Annotated in this window: 12 protein-coding genes and 1 pseudogene; 7 read left to right on the forward strand and 6 right to left on the reverse strand. The window is 70.7% G+C overall.

Annotated features, from left to right (window positions below):
* A pseudogene (locus A5771_RS23565) lies at positions 1-261 on the forward strand (fatty-acid--CoA ligase); the annotation flags it as partial.
* Positions 262-264: 3 nt separating this feature from the next.
* Here A5771_RS23565 and A5771_RS04360 read toward each other — a convergent pair.
* Positions 265-2136 (reverse strand): fatty acyl-AMP ligase, encoded by a 1872-nt coding sequence (locus A5771_RS04360; RefSeq protein WP_064853982.1) that lies wholly within the window; start codon positions 2134-2136, stop codon positions 265-267.
* Positions 2137-2329: 193 nt separating this feature from the next.
* Positions 2330-3526 carry a cysteine desulfurase-like protein gene (locus A5771_RS04365; protein WP_064853983.1) on the reverse strand — a complete coding sequence of 399 codons (1197 nt, stop codon included), beginning with the start codon at positions 3524-3526 and terminating at the stop codon, positions 2330-2332.
* A gap of 129 nt (positions 3527-3655) precedes the next feature.
* Here A5771_RS04365 and A5771_RS04370 point away from each other — a divergent pair, with 129 nt between their 5' ends.
* Genes A5771_RS04370 through wzm form a run of 5 tightly spaced genes read left to right on the forward strand, consistent with a single transcriptional unit; the run spans position 3656 to position 8657 of the window.
* On the forward strand, positions 3656-5593 hold the full coding sequence (locus A5771_RS04370) for a DUF6541 family protein (RefSeq protein ID WP_428844383.1): 1938 nt from the start codon (positions 3656-3658) through the stop codon (positions 5591-5593).
* Positions 5535-6116: a bacterial proteasome activator family protein gene (locus A5771_RS04375; RefSeq protein ID WP_109401023.1), complete on the forward strand. Its 582-nt coding sequence runs from the start codon at positions 5535-5537 to the stop codon at positions 6114-6116. The genes A5771_RS04370 and A5771_RS04375 overlap by 59 nt, the downstream gene beginning before the upstream one ends.
* Before the next feature lie 5 nt (positions 6117-6121).
* On the forward strand, positions 6122-6925 hold the full coding sequence (gene wzt / locus A5771_RS04380) for a galactan export ABC transporter ATP-binding subunit Wzt/RfbE (RefSeq protein WP_064853986.1): 804 nt from the start codon (positions 6122-6124) through the stop codon (positions 6923-6925).
* The gene (gene glfT1, locus A5771_RS04385) at positions 6922-7830 is read left to right on the forward strand and encodes a galactofuranosyltransferase GlfT1 (protein WP_064853987.1); all 909 of its coding nucleotides are present in this window, start codon (positions 6922-6924) and stop codon (positions 7828-7830) included. The genes wzt and glfT1 overlap by 4 nt, the downstream gene beginning before the upstream one ends.
* Positions 7827-8657 (forward strand): galactan export ABC transporter permease subunit Wzm/RfbD, encoded by an 831-nt coding sequence (gene wzm, locus A5771_RS04390; protein ID WP_064853988.1) that lies wholly within the window; start codon positions 7827-7829, stop codon positions 8655-8657. The genes glfT1 and wzm overlap by 4 nt, the downstream gene beginning before the upstream one ends.
* A 66-nt stretch (positions 8658-8723) precedes the next feature.
* Here the strand turns inward: wzm and A5771_RS04395 are convergent, their stop codons facing one another.
* Positions 8724-9845, reverse strand: coding sequence for a mandelate racemase/muconate lactonizing enzyme family protein (locus A5771_RS04395; protein ID WP_064853989.1), 1122 nt, complete (start codon positions 9843-9845; stop codon positions 8724-8726).
* Between the two features lie 105 nt (positions 9846-9950).
* Here A5771_RS04395 and A5771_RS04400 point away from each other — a divergent pair, with 105 nt between their 5' ends.
* Complete coding sequence (locus A5771_RS04400; protein ID WP_234782941.1) at positions 9951-10292, forward strand: GtrA family protein; 342 nt, start codon at positions 9951-9953, stop codon at positions 10290-10292.
* Here A5771_RS04400 and A5771_RS04405 read toward each other — a convergent pair.
* The 3 genes from A5771_RS04405 to A5771_RS24255 form a co-directional block, all read right to left on the reverse strand.
* Positions 10255-11232, reverse strand: coding sequence for a fatty acid desaturase (locus A5771_RS04405; RefSeq protein ID WP_082947048.1), 978 nt, complete (start codon positions 11230-11232; stop codon positions 10255-10257). The two genes, A5771_RS04400 and A5771_RS04405, sit on opposite strands and share 38 nt — an antisense overlap.
* A gap of 165 nt (positions 11233-11397) precedes the next feature.
* Entirely contained in the window at positions 11398-16059 is a 4662-nt protein-coding gene (locus tag A5771_RS23260; protein WP_064853992.1) for a hypothetical protein, read from the reverse strand.
* 805 nt (positions 16060-16864) lie between these two features.
* Positions 16865-19849: a PE family protein gene (locus tag A5771_RS24255; RefSeq protein ID WP_165612853.1), complete on the reverse strand. Its 2985-nt coding sequence runs from the start codon at positions 19847-19849 to the stop codon at positions 16865-16867.
* Positions 19850-20171 lie beyond the last annotated feature (322 nt).

Below are 20171 nucleotides of genomic sequence, written 5' to 3' on the forward strand. Positions count from 1 at the left end.
CGGGCGGCGATCCGCACCCACCACGGCATCGACGCCCAGACCGTGGTGCTGCTCAAGCCGATGCGGATCCCGACGACCACCAGCGGCAAGATTCAGCGCAGCGCGTGCCGGCAACGCTTCGTCGACGGCGGGTTCACCCCGGTGGCGCAGTGGCATGCACCGCCGCCCGCCGCCACCCCGAAAGGCCCCCGGCTGAACTTCGGCAAACTGGCCGATGCGATGCGGAATTCGTTGCAGCAGCAGCGGTCTCAGCGGGACTGAAACTCAGCCCCGCCCCGTTGATCCCCGCCGCCGCTGCGCCAATCCGGTCGCGGCGAGGCGCACCAGGCCGCCCACCAGCGCACTCTTGACGTCCGGGGTGTCGTCTTCTGGCGGTGGCGCCTGCCACTGCGCCAGCGGAACCAGCTCACCGGCGAGGTACTTGTCCCGGCAGGCGCTGCGCTGAATCTTGCCGCTGGTCGTCGTCGGGATCCGCATCGGCTTGAGCAGCACCACGGTCTGGGCGTCGATGCCGTGGTGGGTGCGGATCGCCGCCCGTATCGATTGGATCAGCTCGTCCAGATCGACCCCGACGGCCTCGTGGTGGTGTACCTCCTGCACCACCGCCAGATGCTCGGGGCCGTTGCGCTTGCCCGGCAGCAGGAAGACCGCACCACGGCTGGGCATCAGCGCCGGATGGCAGGCCTGCACGGTCAGCTCGATGTCATTGGGGTAGTGGCTGTAGCCGCCGATGGTCATCAGGTCCTTGCACCGGCCGGTGACGAACAGCTCGCCATCCCGGAAGAACCCCAGGTCGCCACTGCGCAGGTAGGGGCCCTCTCCGGTGTCGGCCAAGTACGCGTTGAAGGCGTGCTCGGTCTCTTCGGGCCGTCCCCAGTAGCCCACGCCGACGCTGGGCCCGGACACCCAGATCTCGCCGATTTCCTCGGGGCCGCGGCGCAACCGGGTCTCGGAGTCGACGATCAGGACTTGCTGGTTCTCCGCCTTGGCGCCGCAGGCCACCAGGGGCACCGCCCCGGGCGTGTCGGCAGCCACCTCGACGACCCGCTCCTCGCTGAGCGCGGTCCGGTCGATGTGCCGGACCACCGGAACCGGCGACTCGGACATGCCCGTCACGCCCAGGGTTGCCTCGGCCAGCCCGTAAGCGGGAATGAAGGCCTCGGGCCGGAAACCGGCCGGCGCGAACGCCTCGGTGAAGGACTGCAGCGTTTCGGCGCTGATCGGTCCGGCACCGATCACGGCGATCGACAGGCTCGACAGGTCCAGGTCGGCACGCTGCTCTGCGGTGGTGCGTTTGACGCAGGCTTCGTAGGCGAAGTTGGGTGCGGCGGTGATCGTCGCACCGAAGCGCGATATCGCCTGCAGCCAGCGGATCGGGCGCATCAGAAAGGAGCTCGGCGACATCAGCACCGTGGTGCGGCCGCCGTAAATGGTGCCCAGGATGCCCCCGACGAAACCCATGTCGTGGTACTGCGGCAACCAGGACACCCCGCTGATCGGGCTGTTCATCACGGGCGCGTCCTCGGCTGGGTTCAGGGCCCAGCGCATGACCTCCAGGTTGCTCAGGTAGTTCCCGTGGGTCAGCACGCAACCCTTCGGCACCCCGGTCGAGCCCGAGGTGTACTGGATCATCGCGATGGTGTCTTTGTCGACGTCCTGCGGCACCCAGGTGGCGCCGTCGTCGTCGAGCTCATCCATCGCCAGCCAGGTCACCGATCCGTCGGTCAGCCCTCCCACGGCGGCCTTCATCTTGGCCTGGGTTTTGGCGGTCGCCAACGCGAAGCGCGCCTGCGCCTCGGGCACGACGGTCTCGATCCGCCGGATCGGCCAGTGCTCGTCGACCGGGACCGCGACGGCACCGGCGTAGAAGCACCCGAACAGCCCGGCGACGCTGTCCACACCGGGACGGCACAACACCAGCACCCGCTGGCCGGCGGCGCCCTTGCGTTGCAGGCTGGCGGCGATCGCGCGGGCGCGACGATCCAGGTCGCGGTAGGTGATGCGGTCCTCTTCGATATCGCCTTCCGGGCAGAAGATGAACGCGGGCGTGTCCTGATGACGCGCAGCCTGCTGCTGCATCAGGTCAACCAGGGTGTCCAGAGCCAAAGGGGCCAAGGAAGTCGTCGGTTCTGCCATGTTCTGCCTTCGCCAGCTGCTTCGGTAACGGCCCACAGCGTAGCTGGATCGCCGGCGCGGGGCGATGAGTCCAGCATTCATCGACTGTGCGGTTTGGTGCGCAACACCACCGAATTGCGTGCCAAACCGCACAGTCGACACGTCTTCATTCCTCGCAGCCCGGGCAGATGAGATTGCGGCGCGCGAGAAACCGTTATCCCAGGGAAGCCAGCGCGCGCACCAGCTGGTCGACCTCGGCCATCGTCGAGTAGTGGCTCAACCCGACGGTGACCGCCCCGCCGATGTCGTTGACCCCGATCACGTCGAGCACCTGCGAGCCGGCGTTGGCGATGGCCAGTACGCCGTTGTCGGCCAGCCGTTGCACAACGCGCTCGGCGGGCACTTTCTGCACCGCGAAACTGACCACCGGAATGCGGACCTCGGGCTGGCCGATCATCATCACCAGCGGCAACGACCGCAGCGAGCCGACCAGATAGTCGAACAGCCGGTTCAGGTACTGCCCGGCGGACTGCATGGAGATCGACAGCCGCTCGGGCCGGGTGCCGCGGGCGGACTCGTCGAGCGAGGCCAGGTATTCCACGCTGGCCACCAACCCGGCCAGCAGACCGAACTGGTGCAGGCCGACTTCCAGGCGCGCCGGGCCCACGGCGTGCGGATTCAGCGACACCGAACCGAACGTGTCGATCAGCGCCGGGTCGCGGAAGACCAGCGCGCCCACCGGCGGGCCGCCCCAGCTGGCCGCGTTGAGGGCCACCACGTCGGCCTCGATGTCGTTGATGTCGAGCAACTGGTACGGCGCCGCCGCACAGTGGTCGACGACGGCCACCCCGCCCGCGTCGTGGACCAGCTTGGTGACCGGGCGCAGGTCAGTGACGGTGCCCAGCACGCCCGACGCCGAAGTGACGGCCACCAGCCGGGTCGACGGGGTGATCAGGTTCTCCCACTGCCAGCTCGGCAGCTCCCCGGTCTCGATGTCCACCTCGGCCCACTTGAGTTTGGCGCCGTAGCGGTTGGCGGCGCGCACCCACGGCGCGATGTTGGCCTCGTCGTCGAGCCGGCTGACCACCGTCTCGTAGCCCAGGCTCACCCGCGACGACGCGGCGTCGGCCAGCGCGCTCAGCAGCACCGCCCGGTCCGGGCCCAGCACCACCCCGGCGGGATCGCCGCCGACCAGGTCGGCCACCGCCTGGCGCGCCGCCACCAGCACCGCCGCACTGCGCCGGGCCGCCGGGTGCGGCCCCGCCGACGTCGCCAGCGAACCGCGGAACGCCGTCGACACCGTGGTCGCCACCGAGTCCGGGATCAACATGCCCGTCGGCGCGTCGAGGTGCACCCATCCGTCACCGAGCGTCGGGTGCAGTCCGCGCACCCTGGCGACGTCGAAGGCCATGTCAGCCACCTTAGAACTTCTCAAAACCGGGTGATCGGGTGAAGTATCGGATAACCGGATAGCTCCCCCCGCAGCGCTGAGCCGTGTCACCTTGACAGACATACTAGTGCAGTGCTTCTGGGGTTCGGAATGGTTGCCGCACTACTGCTGCTGGTCGCACCGGGGGCACTCGTCGCCGCCGCTGCACGGCTGACCTGGCCACTGGCCGTCACGGTCGGCCCGGCGCTGACGTATGGGCTGGTCGGCCTGGCCATCGTGCCGTTCGGCGCCTGGGGAATTCCCTGGAATGCGGGCACCGCACTGGCCACGTTGGTGGTGGTCGGCGCGCTGGTGGGCCTGCTTGCCCGAGCGGTTCGGGGGTTGCTGGACCGTCGTCCCGGCATCCACGTCGGGGCACCGGCGGCGGGGGTCGCGACGATCCTCACCGTGGCCGCCGGGGTGTTGCTGGGCATGCTGCTGATCGGCTGGGCGGCGTTGCGGGGCATTCCGGATTGGCAGAGCATCCCCAGCACCTGGGACGCGGTCTGGCACGCCAACACCGTCCGCTTCATTCTCGACACCGGCCAGGCCTCCCCCACCCACGCCGGTGAACTGCGCAACGTCGAGACGCACGCCCCGCTCTACTATCCGTCGGCGTTTCACGCCCTGACCGCGGTGCTATGCCAGCTGACCGGCGCGGCGCCCACCACCGGTTGCACGCTGGCCGGACTGGCCGCCTCGGTGTGGCTGTTCCCGGTCAGCGCCGCACTGCTCACCTGGAATCTGCTGCAGCGGGTGTTGAGCACCCGCCGGCTTGCGGTTTCGGCGGCTACCGCCGGTGCGCTGTCGGCGTCGTTCACCGCGCTGCCCTACGTCGAGTTCGGTACCGCGGCGATGCCCAACCTGGTGGCCTACGGGCTGGTGGTCCCGACGTTCGTGCTGGTCACCAGCGTGCGCACCATGCGGGACCGGGTGCCGGTGGCGGTGCTGGCGCTGGTCGGGGTGTTTTCGGTGCATCTGACCGGGGGCGTGGTGACGGTGCTGCTGCTGGCGGCCTGGTGGCTGTGCCCCAAGGACGGGGCGCTGTGGAACCCGTTGCGCGGCAAGCGTCGCGACACCCTGGCGCTGGCCGCGGTGCTGGTGCCGACCGGGTTGCTGCTGCTGCCGCAGCTGCTGAGCGTGCGCGAGCAGGCCGACATCATCGCCGGGCACTCGTTTCTGACCCATGAGGGCCGCAAGTCCGGGTTGCGCGACGCGCTGCTGCTGCACACCCGCCACCTCAACGACTTCCCGATCCAGTACACGCTGGTCGGGCTGACCGCTATCGGGGCGGTGCTGCTGGTCTTCAAGAAGGTGTACTGGCCGCTGGCGCTGTGGGCGGTGCTGGTGGTCGGGGTGGTGCAGTCCTCGGCGCCGCGGGGAGGCGCCGCCGGAGCGGTGCTGGGCCGCTTCACCGACCTGTTCTACAGCGACCCGCGCCGGATCATGGCGGCGATGACGCTGCTGTTGATCCCGATGGCCGGGGTGGGACTGGCGTGGCTGGTCCGCCTCGTCGCGAGGGGCCGCCTTCGGGGCGTGCTGACGGCGGTGCTGCTGACCGCAGCGACGGCCGGGCTAGCCTGGCACTACCTGCCCCGGCACGCGTTCTTGTTCGGCGACAAGTACGACTCGGTGATGATCGACGCCCGCGACCTGGAGGCCTTCGCCTATCTGGCCGCGCTGCCCGGGGCCCGCGACACCGTGATCGGCAACGCCAACGTCGACGGCAGCGCCTGGATGTACGCGGTCGCGGGCCTGCGCCCGCTGTGGACACACTACGACTACCCCCAGCAGCAGGGGCCCGGGCCGCAGCGGTTCGTCTTCTGGGCTTACGCCGACGACGCCGACACCGATCCGCGGGTGGCGCAGGCCGTGCGATCTTTGGGCATCCGCTACGTGCTGATCAGCAGTCCGACAGTGCGCGGGTTCACCCTGCCCGACGGGCTACTGTCTCTGGAGAAATCGCGGTCCTGGGCCAAGATCTACGACAATGGCGGGGCGAGCATCTACGAATGGCAGGGAGGCGGTGGCGGTGAGCACCGGCAGTAACGACGAAGATGGTGTCGAGATCATCAGCGGCGCGGACCCGCGGCTGCTGGCGGCCGGGATGTCGGGGGACGACGACGCCGAGGGTGACGAGCAGTCGCTGACCGACCTGATCGAGCAGCCCGCCAAGGTGATGCGGATCGGCACCATGATCAAGCAGCTGCTCGAGGAGGTGCGCTCGGCCCCGCTCGACGACGCCAGCCGGGTGCGGTTGCGTGAGGTGCACGCGGCTTCTATTAGCGAACTCGAGGACGGCCTGGCCCCGGAGCTGCGCGAGGAGCTGGAGCGGCTGACGCTGCCACTGCGCGAGGACGCCACCCCCTCGGACGCCGAGCTGCGGATCGCCCAGGCCCAGCTGGTGGGTTGGCTGGAAGGGCTATTCCACGGCATACAGACCGCGTTGTTCGCCCAGCAGATGGCTGCCCGCGCGCAGCTGGAGCAGATGCGCCACGGCGCGTTGCCGCCCGGGCCCACCACCGGCGGGCACGCCGGGCACGGCCACACCGGCTCCGGTCAATACCTGTAGTCGCGTTGTCCGCCACCGATCCCCGAATCGAGACCCAGGACGCCTGGGTCGAGTTCCCCATCTTCGACGCCAAGTCGCGGTCGTTGAAGAAGGCGTTCCTGGGCAAGGCCGGCGGGGCAATCGGGCGCAACAACTCCAACGTGGTGGTCGTCGAGGCGCTGCGCGACATCACCATGTCGCTGTCGCTCGGCGATCGGGTGGGCCTGGTCGGCCACAACGGCGCCGGCAAATCCACTCTGCTACGGCTGCTTTCGGGTATCTACGAGCCGACCCGGGGTTCGGCTTCGGTGGTGGGCCGGGTGGCGCCGGTGTTCGACCTGGGCGTGGGCATGGACCCGGAGATCTCCGGGTTCGAGAACATCATCATCCGCGGGCTGTTCCTCGGGCAGACCCGCAAGCAGATGGCCGCCAAGGTCGACGAGATCGCCGAATTCACCGAGCTGGGCGACTATCTGGCGATGCCGCTGCGCACCTACTCCACCGGCATGCGGGTGCGCCTGGCGATGGGTGTGGTCACCAGCATCGACCCGGAGATCCTGCTGCTCGACGAAGGCATCGGCGCGGTGGACGCCGAGTTCTTGAAGAAGGCCCAGACGCGGCTGCAGAAGCTGGTGGAACGCTCCGGAATCCTGGTGTTCGCCAGCCACTCCAACGAGTTTCTGGCCCGGCTGTGCAAGACCGCGATGTGGATCGACCACGGCTCCATCAAGATGACCGGCGGAATCGAGGACGTGGTCGGCGCCTACGAGGGCCCCGACGCCGCCCGGCACGTGCGCGAGGTGCTCGCCGAGACGCGGGACCAGGCGTGAGCGAAACCGTCTACGCGGTCGTTGTCACCCACCGTCGGGTCGATCAGCTGGCCGAGTCGCTGAAGGCGCTGGTGAGCCAGACCCGGGCGCCGGACCACGTGATCGTCGTCGACAACGACAACGATCCTGCGGTGGCACGGCTGGTGGCCGGTGTGAGGGTGCCCTCGACCTATCTCGGGTCGCAGCGAAACCTCGGCGGCGCAGGCGGTTTCGCGTTGGGAATTCTGCATGCTTTGGCGGCCGGCGCGAACTGGGTGTGGCTGGCCGACGACGACGGGCGCCCAGCCGATTCCGGTGTGCTGGCCGCGTTGCTGGCGTGCGCTGCACAGCACCGGCTGGCGGAGGTGTCGCCGATGGTGTGCAACATCGACGATCCGTCCCGGCTGGCGTTCCCGCTGCGACGCGGATTGGTGTGGCGACGGCTGGTGAGCGAATTACGTGCGGGCGGTGGCGACTTGCTGCCCGGGATCGCGTCACTGTTCAACGGCGCACTGTTCACCGCCGATGCACTGGATGCGGTGGGGGTGCCGGATCTGCGGTTGTTCATGCGCGGCGACGAGGTGGAGGTGCACCGCCGACTGGTGCGCTCCGGCTTGGCGTTCGGGACGTGTTTGAACGCGGCCTACCTGCACCCGTGCGGGTCGGCGGAGTTCAAGCCGATTCTGGCCGGCCGGATGCACACCCAATATCCGGACAACGCCGCCAAGCGGTTTTACACCTACCGCAACCGCGGCTATTTGATGGCGCAGCCCGGGATGCGCCGGCTGTTGATCCAGGAGTGGTTGCGGTTCGGCTGGTTCTTCCTCGTGTCGCGCCGCGGGGACATGGCCGGCTTGGCCGAGTGGGTCCGGCTGCGCCGATTGGGGCGCCGCGAGCAGTTCGCCAAACCCGAGGGGCAGCAATGAGTTTCACTGATGTCGCCGCGCAGTCCAAGACGTTCGCGCGGGCGTGGGGCGACCTGGCCGGCGGGTTCCGCCGCCACGAGCTGTGGCTGCACCTGGGCTGGCAGGACATCAAGCAGCGATACCGGCGCTCGGTGCTGGGGCCGTTCTGGATCACCATCGGCACCGCCACCACCGCGGTGGCGATGGGCGGGTTGTACTCCAAGCTGTTTCACCTCGACCTGGCCGTGCACCTGCCGTACGTGACGCTGGGGCTGATCGTGTGGAACCTGCTGAACGCCGCCATCCTGGAGGGCGCCGACGTGTTCGTCGCCAACGAGGGGCTGATCAAGCAGTTGCCGACGCCGCTTTCGGTGCATGTCTACCGGCTGGTGTGGCGGCAGATGATCCTGTTCGCCCACAACATCGTCATCTATATCCCGATAGCGCTGATCTTTCCGAAACCCTGGTCGTGGGCGGACCTTTCGGTGGTTCCGGCGCTGGTGGTCATCGCGCTGAACTGCGTGTGGGTGTCGCTGTGTTTCGGGATTCTGGCCACCCGCTATCGCGACATCGCGCCGCTGTTGTTCTCGGTGGTGCAACTGCTGTTTTTGATGACCCCGATCATCTGGAACTACGACACGCTGCGCGCCCAGGGCGCCACCCGCTGGATCAATGTCGTCGAGCTCAACCCGCTGATGCACTACCTGGAGATCGTGCGGGCGCCGCTGCTGGGCGCGGCCCAGCCGCTGCGGCACTGGGCAATAGTGCTGGTGCTGACGGTCGTCGGTTGGTCGGTGGCGGCGATGGTGCTGCGCCAGTTCCGGGCGCGGGTGGCGTACTGGGTCTAGCGCCCCATCCGCCTCGGGACCAGCGTGAAGTTAGCTTCACGTTCGACGCTCAGCGTGCGGCTACCTTCACGGTCGTCGAGAGCGGCCACCGTCGCAGCGGTAGGCGCTGATCACCTCGGGGTCCGGGTCGATACCCAGGCCCGGCCCGTCCGGCACGACGATCCGCCCGTTCGCTGGCGCCAGCGCGTCACCGTAGATCGAGGCCTCCAGGTCGAACCAGCGCCACTCGACCATCGCGTCGGCACCGCCCAAAGCGGCGGCCACCTGGATCGCGGCGAGCAGCCCCGGCCCGTCGTAGAACGAGTGCGTCATCATCCTGACATTGCGCACGGCCGCCAGCGGAAAGACCTTGCGCAGCTCGGTGATACCGCCCACCTTGGCCGGGCTGGGCTGCACGAAGTCCACCGCGCCGGCAGTCAGCAGGCGCTCGAACTCCAGGATGGTGCCGACGTTTTCGCCGGAGGCCACCGGCAATCCGGTGCTGCGGCGCAGTTCGGCCAGGCCGTCGAAGTTCTCCGGCGGCCACAGCGGCTCCTCTAAGAACAACAGTCCGAGGTCGTGCAGCTCGGCGGCGACGGCCTGGGCCTGCCCCAGCGTCCAGGCACAGCCGGCGTCGACGATCAACGCGACCTCGGGCCCAGCTTCGTCGCGGGCGGCGTGCATTGCGGGCAGCGTCGACTCGTGCAGCTTGATCGCGCCGAACCCGGCGTCGACGGCGCGGCGCACCGCGGCGCGGACCCGATCCGGTTCGGTATAGCAGGCCAGGCTGGCGTAGCAGCGCAGCGCAGCCGGGGCACCACCCAGCAGCCGGCAGACCGGAGCGGCTGCCGATTTGCCGGCGATGTCCCACAGCGCGATGTCGACCGCCGACAACGCGTAGGTGATCGCGCCGCCGCGGCCGAAGACGTGCAGCTTGCGTTGCACGTGGGCCATCAGGGTCGCGATGTCGGCGGCGTCGTGTCCCAGGCATAGCGGGGTGATGAGCTCGTCGAGCGCGCAGACGGCCAGCGCGGTGCCGTAGAGCCCGAAGGCCTCACCCCAGCCCACCGTGCCGTCGTCGGTGGTCACCTTGACCAGCAACGAGTCCGCGGCGCTCAGCGGCTCGCCCCACAACGCGGCCCCGGGCAGGTCGGGTTTGAGCGGGATGCGCAGCGGGATCGCCTCGATTTCGGCGATGACGGCGGGCATGGTCTTCAGCCTAGGACTTAAGCTTCCCGGGTGGCCGAGATCGCTTCGACGAGCACCCGCCTGCCGTTATCGACCCAAGTGTGGCGTTTCCTGGTCACCGGGGCGATGTCGGCGGTGGTGGACTTCGGGCTGTACCTGCTGCTGTACCTGGGCTTCGGCGTCAAGGTCGACCTGGCCAAGGCGATCAGCTTCATCGCCGGGACCATCACCGCCTACCTGATCAACCGGCGCTGGACGTTTCAGTCGTCGGCGCACACCGGGCGCTTCGTGGCGGTGATGGCGCTGTACGCGTTGACATTCGGGGTGCAGGTGGGGATCAACCACCTGGTACTGGATTTGCTGAACTACGAAAGATGGGCGCTGCCGGTGGCGTTCGTGGTGGCCCAGGGCACCGCGACTGTCATCAACTTCATCGTGCAGCGGACGGTGATCTTCCGGGTGCGCTGAGCGACCCCGCCTTCCATTCCCGGTACTCCGCGGGTGTCAGGTCCCGGCCGAAGACGGTGGCGATGGCCGGATCGTGGGCCAGGTAGGCGTCCTCGTTGCCGCGCCAGGCCTGCGCATACCGGTAGAACGGCAACCACGGGTGCAGGTGGTGCACCAGGTGATAGGTCTGGGACAGCATGACCGGGATCAACACTTGCTCCATGCCGACCCGGTTCCGGGTGGCGCGGTAGCGATTCTCCTGCTGCGTCTGCTCCAGCCCGTGGTGCGGCAACCAATCGAACCACCAACCCAGGATCACCATCCCGATGCGCTGCGGGATCAGCAGGATGGTCGCGACCAACCAGAAGTTCTCGGTGAGAACCGCGACGCAGACGCCCGCGACGCTCAGCGAGAACATCACCGCCGTTTCGGCGACCTCGGTCAGCGGGCGACGCCAAGAGAGACGCACCCGCCGCTTCAGCTGGCGGCAGTACCAGACGGCATAGAAGACATCCATCAGCGCCCAGCGGAAGGGCAGCTGCCAGGCCGGCCCGTGGGTGGCGAACATGTCCGGGTCGTTCTCGCCGTCGTTGGCGTTGCGGTGGTGCGTGAGGTGGACGTAGCTGAACGCCGGCAACGAAAACGTCGGTGCGACAAAGAGCCAAGCCGCCCGACCGATCACCGAGTTCACCCAGCTCACCGAGGAGACCGAGTGGTGCAGTGCATCGTGGGCCACCATGAACATCGCATAGACGGCCGCGGTGTTGACCGAGATGGTCAACCACACCGGAGCGGAACCGCCGATCGCGGCGACCGTCGAAAAGGCGAAGACGATCAACGCGCCCGCGCCCAACGCTAGCGTGGGCCAGGCGAATTCGGGTATCGACTCGCCCGGGTGCGGGTGTCGTTGGCGTGCAACGGTTTTTGACGACGCATGATCCAACGCATCGAGCGGCGGCATGAACCTCCTTCGATACGCAATTTTGCGAGCGCGAAATAACCTAAGGCAAATAACAGGTTACGCGGTTGGAGGATGAGATCTCCTCCCGCGCGCTGCACGTTTGATTAAAGAGCTGTCACGGTTTGGCATCGGCCGAACGCCCTTGAGGGGTATAGGTTTCCGGCATCAGGGAGTAGCCGGGTTGTTCGGGCCGTTGCTTCCGCTCGCCGTCGTACCGTCCGTCTGCGTGCCGCCGGTGAAGACGATGTTGCCGTCGCCGCCATTGCCGCCGGTGTTGCCGGCTCCGGTGCCGCTGCCACCGTTGCCGCCGGTAGCGGTGCCATTAGTCGCGGTGGACGGAGTTGCCGGGTCGCCACCGTCGTTGCCGAAGGCGTCGAGCCGGCTCGACCCGCCGAGCCCGCCGGCCCCGCCGTCCAGGCCGTCACCACCGGCGCCGCCGGTCGACGTTCCGTTGGCCAGGTTGCCAAGGTCGCCGCCGGTGGCGATGCTGGCCTTGCCGCCGTTACCGCCGGTGCCGCCGTTACCGTCGGCATCCGTAGTGGCGTTGCCGCCGTTACCGCCGTGCGCGGTACCGCTGGCCGTGCCACCGGGACCACCGAGCGATCCGGTCACCTTGGAGCTCTGGATGTCCGAGCTTCCGCCGTTACCGCCGTGGCTGCCCTCGCCGCTGGCGTTGCCGCCGTCACCGCCGGTGGAGGTGCCGTAGGAGTTGCCGCCGGCAGCACTGGCCTGCCCGAGCTCGCCGGACTCCAGCTCACCCCATCCGCCGTTGCCGCCGACGCCACCGTTGGTGCCGGTGCCGCCGCTGCCGCCCTGGGCCACCGCGTCGTTCCCACCGCCGCCGATCGATCCGCCGGCATTGTCGACGACCAGGTAGCCGGCCCCGCCGTCGCCGCCGGTGCCGTTGTCACCGAGGCCACCGGTGCCGCCGGTAGCGCTACCGGTGATGGTGCTGTCGGCGCCGTTTGCCGAAGCAATGGCCTCACCGCCGGTACCGCCGGTGCCGGAGTTGCTGCCCGCGCCGCCGTCGCCGCCGGTGACGGTGGTCTGGTCGATGACGGCGCCGTTGTTGGCGGTGATGGCGGCCGTGCCGCCGGCTCCGCCGTTGCCACCGGTGGTCCCGACGCCGGCGTTACCACCGGTTGCGTGGCTGTTGGTGATCGCGCTGCCCGCGCCGATGGCGCTCAGGCTCGCGGCACCGCCGTCGGCGGTGGCGCTGGCGTCACCACCGGTCACCGAGCTGTGCGAGATGCTGCCGCCGTTGCCGACGTTGACCGTGGCGCCGCCGCCGACATGGTCGCCGACGTTCGCGCCGCTCTTCACCGTGACGTCCTGGACGCCACCGCCGCCGTTGTTGATCAGCGTGTTGTTGGCGCCGTCCTGGCCGTTCACCCCGTTGGCGCCGCCGTTGGTGGCGTTACCACCGGCCACGTTGGCGCTGTCGACGGTGCTGCCCTCGCCATCGGCCTGGATGCCGCCGTAGCCGCCGGTGCCGCCCTGGCCGCCGACGCCGGTCAGGCTGCCTGCCCCACCGTCGCCGCCGTCGCCGCCGGTCGCGGTGCTGCGGGTGACCGTGCCGCCGTTGGTCTGCTGGATGACGGCGCCACCGCCGCCGCCACCACCACCGCCGCCCTGGCCGGCCGTCGTCCCGTCAGCGGCAGCACCGCTGCCGCCGTTGCCGCCCTGACCGCCGGTCACGAGGTTGGTGTCGTCGCCGCCGTTGATAGCGCCGCCGTTGGCGCCGGCACCGCCGTCGCCGCCGTTGCCGGCGGTGCCGGTTCCGGCGTTGCCGTCACTGTCGGCGACCACCGCGCCGCCGTTACCGCCGGCGCCGCCGTGGCCACCGGTGAAGCTGCCGGTGCCGCCGTTGCCACCGTCGCCGCCGGAGCCGGCGCTGCCGCCGATGGTCGTGCCGCCGTCACCGCCGGTACCGCCGGACCCGCCGGTGCTGTAGACCGGGTTGTTCAGGTCGTCACCGACGGGTGCGCCCGTACCACCGTGGCCGCCGTTACCACCGGAGCCGGCCGCGCCGTTCTCGGAGGAACCACCGACGCCGCCGTTGCCGCCGTGCCCGCCGGCCAGCGTCCCGAACTCACCGGTGTTGCCCTCCCCGGTGGTGTTGCCACCGGCGCCGCCGTCACCACCGTTGCCGGCGGTCTGATCGCCGGTCGCGTTGGCGCCGGCGCCGCCCTGGCCGCCGTAGCCGCCGTGGCCGGAGCCGTCGCCGCCCTTACCGCCGGACCCACCGTTACCGCCGGTGTTGTTGCCGCCATCGGCGGTGGAGGTCACCGCACCGCCGGTGCCGCCGGCGCCACCGGTGCCGCCGTAGACACCCTGGCCGCCGCCTCCACCGGACCCGCCGTTGCCGGCCTGGTAGCCGGTACCACCATCACCGCCCCGGCCACCGGACCCGCCCACGCCCGTCGCATCGGGGTTGGCCGGACTCAGACCGTTGCCGAGGAAGACGCCGGCCTCGCCGGTGGCCGCGTTGCCGCCGAGTCCGCCGGCACCGCCGTCACCACCGTCACCGATCTGACCGAGGCTGCCGTCGGTGCCGTCGGTGTGCCCGTCGCCGCCGCCGGTGCCGCCGGTTCCGGCCGTGGCGCCCGGCGCTCCGCCGTTGCCGCCGTTGCCGCCGGCACCCGCCGCGCCGCCGTTCTGAAGTTCGGAGTCGACGTCATTTGCACCGGAGCCACCTACGCCGCCGACGCCGCCGTTGCCGCCGTTGCCGCTGTTGCCACCGTTGCCGCCGTTGCCGTTGGTTGCCGAACCGCCGTTGCCGCCGACACCGCCCTGGCCACCGTCACCGGCATTGCCGCCGGCGCCACCGGCCACGCTCGAGTCATCCGACGCCGCACCGTTGCCACCGGTGCCGCCGGTGCCACCGACCCCGCCGACGCCACCGTTACCGCCGTTGCCCGACACCGAGCCGCCGGCACCACCGACACCACCCGCGCCACCGGCGCCACCGTCGAAGCCGTCACCACCGGCACCGGTGCCGTCGTTGTCGAAGGAGCCGGCCGCGCCCTCGCCACCCTGCGAGCCGGCGCCACCTGCGCCGCCGTTGCCGCCGTTGCCGTGGTCGCCACCGGCACCGCCGTTGCCGCCGTTGCCACCGGCCACACCGGTGTTGTCCGCGTTGAGGCCGTTGCCGGCGCCACCGATACCGCCGTTACCGCCGTTGCCCGAGACGGTGGCCGGCAGCGTGCCGTCGGCGCCGTCGGCACCCGCGGTGCCCGGCGTGCCGCCGAAGAGGATCCCGGTGCTGCTGCCGGCCGCACCACCCTTGCCACCAGCACCGACCGTTCCGAGGTTGCCACCGTTACCGCCGGCACCGCCGTTGCCACCACCGACCAGGCCCGCCGGGGCCGCGTCGGCAGCGCGGGCCACTCCGGCGGTACCGGCTTCCCCGGTGGCGCCGCCGCCGGAACCACCATTGCCGCCAGTGCCGCCGTTGCCGGCCAGACCGGAGCCGCCGCCGGCACCACCGGCGCCACCGTCGCCCGCTGCACCCGCGGTGTGAATGCCGAAGAAGCCACCGGCGCCACCGTTACCGCCGGCACCACCCACGCCGCCGGCGCCACCGGATCCCGCGTTACCGCCGTTGCCGCCCGCACCGCCGTCTCCGCCGGGACCGGTCGGGTCGACAGCAAGTGCGCTGATGCCGCCGTCGTTGCTGCCGGGAGGCTGCGTGTTGTCGTTGCCGTTGCCGCCGGCACCGCCATCACCACCGTTGCCGCCGACGCCACCGCTACCGCCGGCGCCACCGGTACCACCACCGCCGGACGTGCCGAACAGACCGGCCGCGCCGCCGTTGCCGCCGACACCGCCCGCGCCACCGGCGAAGCCATCGCCACCGTCGGTGCCGTCGGTGCCCGCAATGCCGGCCGCACCGTCAGTGCCGCCCGGGAAGCTGAGCCCGGCCGCGCCGGCATTGCCGTTCGCCCCGGCAGCACCGCTACCGCCGGCGCCACCGGTGCCACCGTTGCCGCCATTGCCGAACAGGAAGCCGGCGACGCCACCGTTGCCGCCGGCCAGGCCGGCCCCACCCGCCGCGGCGACACCGTCGGCACCGAACGCGCCCGCGCCACCGTCGCCGCCGTTGCCCAATAGCCAACCGCCGGCTCCACCGTCGCCGCCGACCATGCCGAGACCGTCGCCGCTGCCGCCGGCGCCGCCGTCGCCGAGCATGCCGGCCGCCGCACCGTCGAGGTCAATCGAGCTGGCGTTCGCGAACGAGTAGGTACCGGCCTCGATGTCGGCCAAGGTGATCACATCGCCGTCGGCGTCGGTCAGGGCCGCGCCGTCGGCGCCGAGCAGATCACCGTCGGCGTTGAAGTACGTGCCGCTGCCGCCGTCACCGAACAGGAAGCCGCCCGCGGTGGCGGCGTGGTAGATCAGGTCGCCGTCGTCGAGGCTGACGTAGGCGTTGGCGCCGTTGGCGAAGACGCCGTCGAGGGTGAACCCGCTGCCGATCAGCATCTCGCCGAGGCTGTGTAGCGGCTGGTAGATCACCATGTTGATCGAGTTGGCGACCAGGTCATCCAGCCACTGCAGCGGGTCTTCCATCTGCTCGGCCGAGCCCGGGATATCGCCGCCGAACAGCGCGCCGAAGTCGGTGACCGACGACTCCATCGCCGAGGAGCCGAACCACGTCGATGCGTCGCTGAACAGGGCGTCGAAGAGCTCGTCGAACCCGTCGGCTTGTGCCGGCGGTGCCGTCAGCGGCGTCATACCGAAGGCGAGGAACGCTCCCACCGCACTCGTCGCGCCGATCGCACGGCTGGTCCGGCGCTTGTTCTTCCCGAGGGAATTCTTCGGCGACATGATTTCTCCTTGAGGCGACGGTGTGGATGAGTTGACGGAGCCGTAAGGGACTTAATGAGGCCTAAGGTAGCAGAGCTTTCTAGGAGGAAGAAGTCTTATCGCACGGTTTTATTCGGGCGCGCTTTGGTAGGCGATGACGCAGGTCAGCATGTCGTCCTGCGGGTTGTTTGCTCGGTTATTTTGCGACGGCGGCGCGCTGCTCCTATTTGAGCAAACTGATAATCACGGGCTAGTCGCTTAAGTTAATGGGGCATTTCTTTGCTGACTGGCGTTTCCCGACTGGTTGGTTGACGTTGCGCCCGCATACGGAAAAGGCCCGGCGGTGACGGCTTTCGCACCGCATTGAGGTCGGGATGGGCGACCGTCCGCGGGTCGGTTGGCGAAGTTACTGCGGTCGAGAAGTTCCGGCCCCGCGGCGCCGTCGTGTGACCGGCCGCACAGCGGCTGCGCGCGGTGTCGTTCGGCGAGTTCCCGGGCGGGTTGGTTAACGCTCCGCATTTGCGGATGAGTCGGCCAGGGATCACCTGTCCCATCCGTACCAACTACTGATCATGTGGGTGTTGTCGGATCGGATAGCGCCGGTGATAGCAGGCGCGGTCAGCCCATCCCAGCCCGCGACCGACGGTCGCCAAGCGGAGCCGTTATCGCCGCCATATCCGATCCGGCGACGCCCTCCCAGCCCTGACCAGCGCGGATGAGGCCGGTGTGGTTGGGTGCGCTGACACGCCAACGGTCCCCTGCACCCCCCAGGGCAGGGGACCGTTTGGCGTCAGCCGCGTAAGGGGGCTCGTCGGTGAACCGGGGGCTACGGGGTGGTCGCGCCGCCGGGGTCGCCCGGCTCGCCGGCCACGCCAGCGGCCCCAGGCCCGCCAGAGCCGCCCTTGCCGCCGGCGGGCGTACCCGAACCGCCCGAGCCGCCGGGGATGCTGCCGGCCCGAGCGCCGGCGGGACCGGCAGCACCGCCGGCACCGTCCGCGCCGCCGCCCGCACCGTTTCCGCCGTCGCCGCCGTCGCCGCCAGTTCCGCCGACCCCGCTGTCGCCACCATTGCCGCCCTTGGCGCCCGCGCCGTTGGCATTGGAGCCGCCCTCACCGCCGACGCCGCCGGCACCGGCCTTGCCGCCGTTACCGCCGGCACCTCCCGCGCCGCCCTTTCCAGTTCCGATAGCCGAGCCGCCGTGACCGCCGTCGCCGCCGGCTCCGCCGTTGGCGCCTTGGCCACCGGTTTCGCCCGCCGTCGGGGTCTCACCGGGAGCCACGGCGTCCTTGCCGTCCACACCGGTGCCGCCGGCCCCGCCAGTAGCGCCGTTGCCGCCGCGGCCGCCGAGGCCGCCGTTGCCCGAGACGGTGCCGCCGCTACCGCCGTTGCCGCCCTGGCCGCCGGAACCGCCGGGCGTGCCCGCGTCGCCGGTGCCCGCGGCGCCCGTGGTTCCGGGCGCGCCGGCGCCACCGGCGCCACCCGCGCCGCCGTTGCTGTTGACCGTCCCGCCGTTCCCGCCGTTGCCGCCCTTGCCGCCGTCCGCGCCCGGGGTGGTGGCGTCAAAGCCCTTGCCGCCGGAACCGCCGCCGCCGTTGGCGACGGTGCGGGCCGGGCCATCGCTGCCTCGGCTGCCGTCGTTGGCGCCGCTGCCGCCCGCGCCGCCCTGGCCGACGTCGCCGGCATGCCCAGCGTCGCCCCCATTTCCGCCGTCGACGTGAGTAGCCGTGCCGTTCGCGCCGTTGCCGCCGCCGCCACCGCCGCCGTTGGTTCCGCCGTTACCGCCGCGACCACCGTCACCGTCGACACCGGCGTTGCCGGTGCCCAGCACCTGACCGGCCGCCCCGCCGTCACCGCCCTTGCCGCCGTTGCCACCGTTTCCGCCGTTGGCACCGTGCGCGCCGTCGCCGTTACCGGTGGCGAAGTCGCCGTCGGGGGCCTTGTTCAGCGACGTGCCGCCATCGCCGCCCCAGCCGCCGTTCCCGCCGTCGCCACCGTTGCCGGCGTTGCCGGAGATCGATCCGCCGTTGCCGCCCGCGCCACCGGCGCCACCCACACCGCCCTGGCCGCCGGCAGCGCCGGCAACGCCGCCACCACCCTTGAGACCCGAACCGCCGTAGCCGCCGGAGCCGCCCCGGCCACCGTCGCCGCCGTTGCCGACGTTGCCGCCGTCGCCGCCGTCGCCGCCCTTGCTGCCGGTCACACCGCCGACCGTCGCGTCGGCCGCGTTACCCGTCGAGACGCCGCCATTGCCACCCTGGCCGCCGTTGCCGCTGGCCGCGGGCAGCTGGCCGTCGTCGCCGTTGGCACCGTGGTTGCCGCCGCCGCTGTCGCCACCGGCGCCGCCCTTGCCGACCGCGCCGGCGTCCCCGCCGTTTCCGCCGGCCCCACCGTCGTCACCGCGGCCGACGCTGGCGAACGCCCCGGACGTGGGAACCCCGCCCATGCCGCCGTTGGCGCCCTGACCGCCGTCGCCGCCGGCCCCGCTGTTGCCGCCATCACCCCCGGCCCCGCCGGCGCCGTGCGCACCGGCGTGGGCTCCGAAGGCCTGTGCGGCGCCGCCCACACCGCCGGCCCCTCCGGTGCCGCCGTCGCCGCCGCTACCGCCCGTGCCGCCGTTCCCGCCGGCCCCGCCGGTGCCACCTTGCGCGGCGCCGTTGGTGACCGGGACGGTGTTCGCAGGCCCGGCGACGTCATGCATTCCGCTCACGGCGTTACCACCCACAGCGCCGTTGCCACCATCACCGGCCGCGCTGCCACTCCCGCCATCGGCACCCGCGCCACCGGCGCCACCCGCCCCACCGTCGCCGGCGAACAGGCCGCCGCGCCCGCCCGCACCGCCGGCACCGCCGTTGCCGCCATGCTGACCGTCGGCGCCGTCACCACCGTCGCCGCCCTTGCCGCCGTTGCCGGCGGTCGCGTCCTGGTCGGCAGTGGCGTTGCCGCCGGTCCCGCCGTTGCCGCCGTTCTGGCCGCCGATACCGTTCGCGCCGTCGCCGCCATTGCCGCCGGTGGCGTCAGCGCCCGGATCGGTGTCGGTGGCCGAGGTGCCGGCGTCGCCGTCGTCGGCCGGACCGGTGCTGGACGGGTTAACGCCGTCGGCGCCGATCTTGCCGGCGCCACCGGCGCCGCCGGTACCACCGGTGCCGAACAGGAAACCCCCGTCGCCGCCGAGGCCGCCGTTGCCGCCGTTACCACCGGCCGCGGCCGCGTCGCCGCCTTGACCGCCGGTGCCACCGAGGCCGAACAACCAGCCGCCCGCACCACCGTTGCCGCCATTGCCGCCGTCGGCTCCAGCGCCGCCGTTGCCGCCGTAGCCGAAGTACCCGGCGTCGCCGCCGGCCAGGCCGTTCCCGTCGGCGCCGACGCCGCCGGTGGCCCCGTCGCCGAACAGGAATCCGCCGTCATTCAGGTTGCCGAGCCCCAACCACCCGAACATCGAGTCATTAGTGCCGTCGAAGTAGGCGTCGCCGTTGCCGATCAGGCTCCGGCCGAACAGGTCGATCCACGGATCGTTGATCTGGGCGATCAGGGTGGCGTTGCCCGCGTCGCCGAGCCAGCCCTGCAGATCGGTGTGCAGGTTGGTGAACACGTCCATCGCGCTGTCACCGTTGAGGAAACTGATGTCGCCGGTCGCGGTCCCTAACAGGTCGGTGTTGAGGATGTCGAACAGGTCGTCGAGGTCGGCGTGCGCCGCCGGGGCCGCCACCAGGGGCGTCATCCCGAACGCCAGGAACGCCGCCGCCGCACTACCGGCGCCGAGTACCCGGCGCGACTTCTGGGTGCGCGCGCGACGAGCCTTACGAACTGACATGGTGTTCCCCTCGGATAGATTCTCGATCGGCACGGCGTACCGATCCCCCTGAGACGGCGCGTAACCGTCGCTAACTTGCGCTTACGTTAATGATCGTTCGCGCTCAGTCAACCCGTGGGTGAATAGGGCACGTTCGTCCGTGAAACTCGGGATCGGGCGGACTTCAGTAGCGGGACGCGGAGCAACAGTGAATTTGATGCACTAATTACCCCGTCTAGCTGCCGTGTTTCGTCGGGCCTCGGCGGGAGATCGCAGCTGGGGCATCTCGAGGCGGGCGATCAGCGAGGAGACCGCGGTGGAAAAATTCTCAGCTTAAACATAT

This window comes from Mycolicibacter sinensis (assembly GCF_001667375.1).
Lineage (GTDB): Bacteria > Actinomycetota > Actinomycetes > Mycobacteriales > Mycobacteriaceae > Mycobacterium > Mycobacterium sinense_A.

What these genes read in the sequence shown, in the direction of transcription:
- A5771_RS04360 (WP_064853982.1), bottom strand. Translation starts at nt 2,136, where the DNA reads ATGGCAGAACCGACGACTTCCTTGGCCCCTTTGGCTCTGGACACCCTG.
- A5771_RS04365 (WP_064853983.1), bottom strand. Translation starts at nt 3,526, where the DNA reads ATGGCCTTCGACGTCGCCAGGGTGCGCGGACTGCACCCGACGCTCGGT.
- A5771_RS04370 (WP_428844383.1), top strand. Translation starts at nt 3,656, where the DNA reads ATGGTTGCCGCACTACTGCTGCTGGTCGCACCGGGGGCACTCGTCGCC.
- A5771_RS04375 (WP_109401023.1), top strand. Translation starts at nt 5,535, where the DNA reads ATGGCGGGGCGAGCATCTACGAATGGCAGGGAGGCGGTGGCGGTGAGC.
- wzm (WP_064853988.1), top strand. Translation starts at nt 7,827, where the DNA reads ATGAGTTTCACTGATGTCGCCGCGCAGTCCAAGACGTTCGCGCGGGCG.
- A5771_RS04395 (WP_064853989.1), bottom strand. Translation starts at nt 9,845, where the DNA reads ATGCCCGCCGTCATCGCCGAAATCGAGGCGATCCCGCTGCGCATCCCG.
- A5771_RS04400 (WP_234782941.1), top strand. Translation starts at nt 9,951, where the DNA reads ATGTCGGCGGTGGTGGACTTCGGGCTGTACCTGCTGCTGTACCTGGGC.
- A5771_RS04405 (WP_082947048.1), bottom strand. Translation starts at nt 11,232, where the DNA reads ATGCCGCCGCTCGATGCGTTGGATCATGCGTCGTCAAAAACCGTTGCA.
- A5771_RS23260 (WP_064853992.1), bottom strand. Translation starts at nt 16,059, where the DNA reads ATGTCGCCGAAGAATTCCCTCGGGAAGAACAAGCGCCGGACCAGCCGT.
- A5771_RS24255 (WP_165612853.1), bottom strand. Translation starts at nt 19,849, where the DNA reads ATGTCAGTTCGTAAGGCTCGTCGCGCGCGCACCCAGAAGTCGCGCCGG.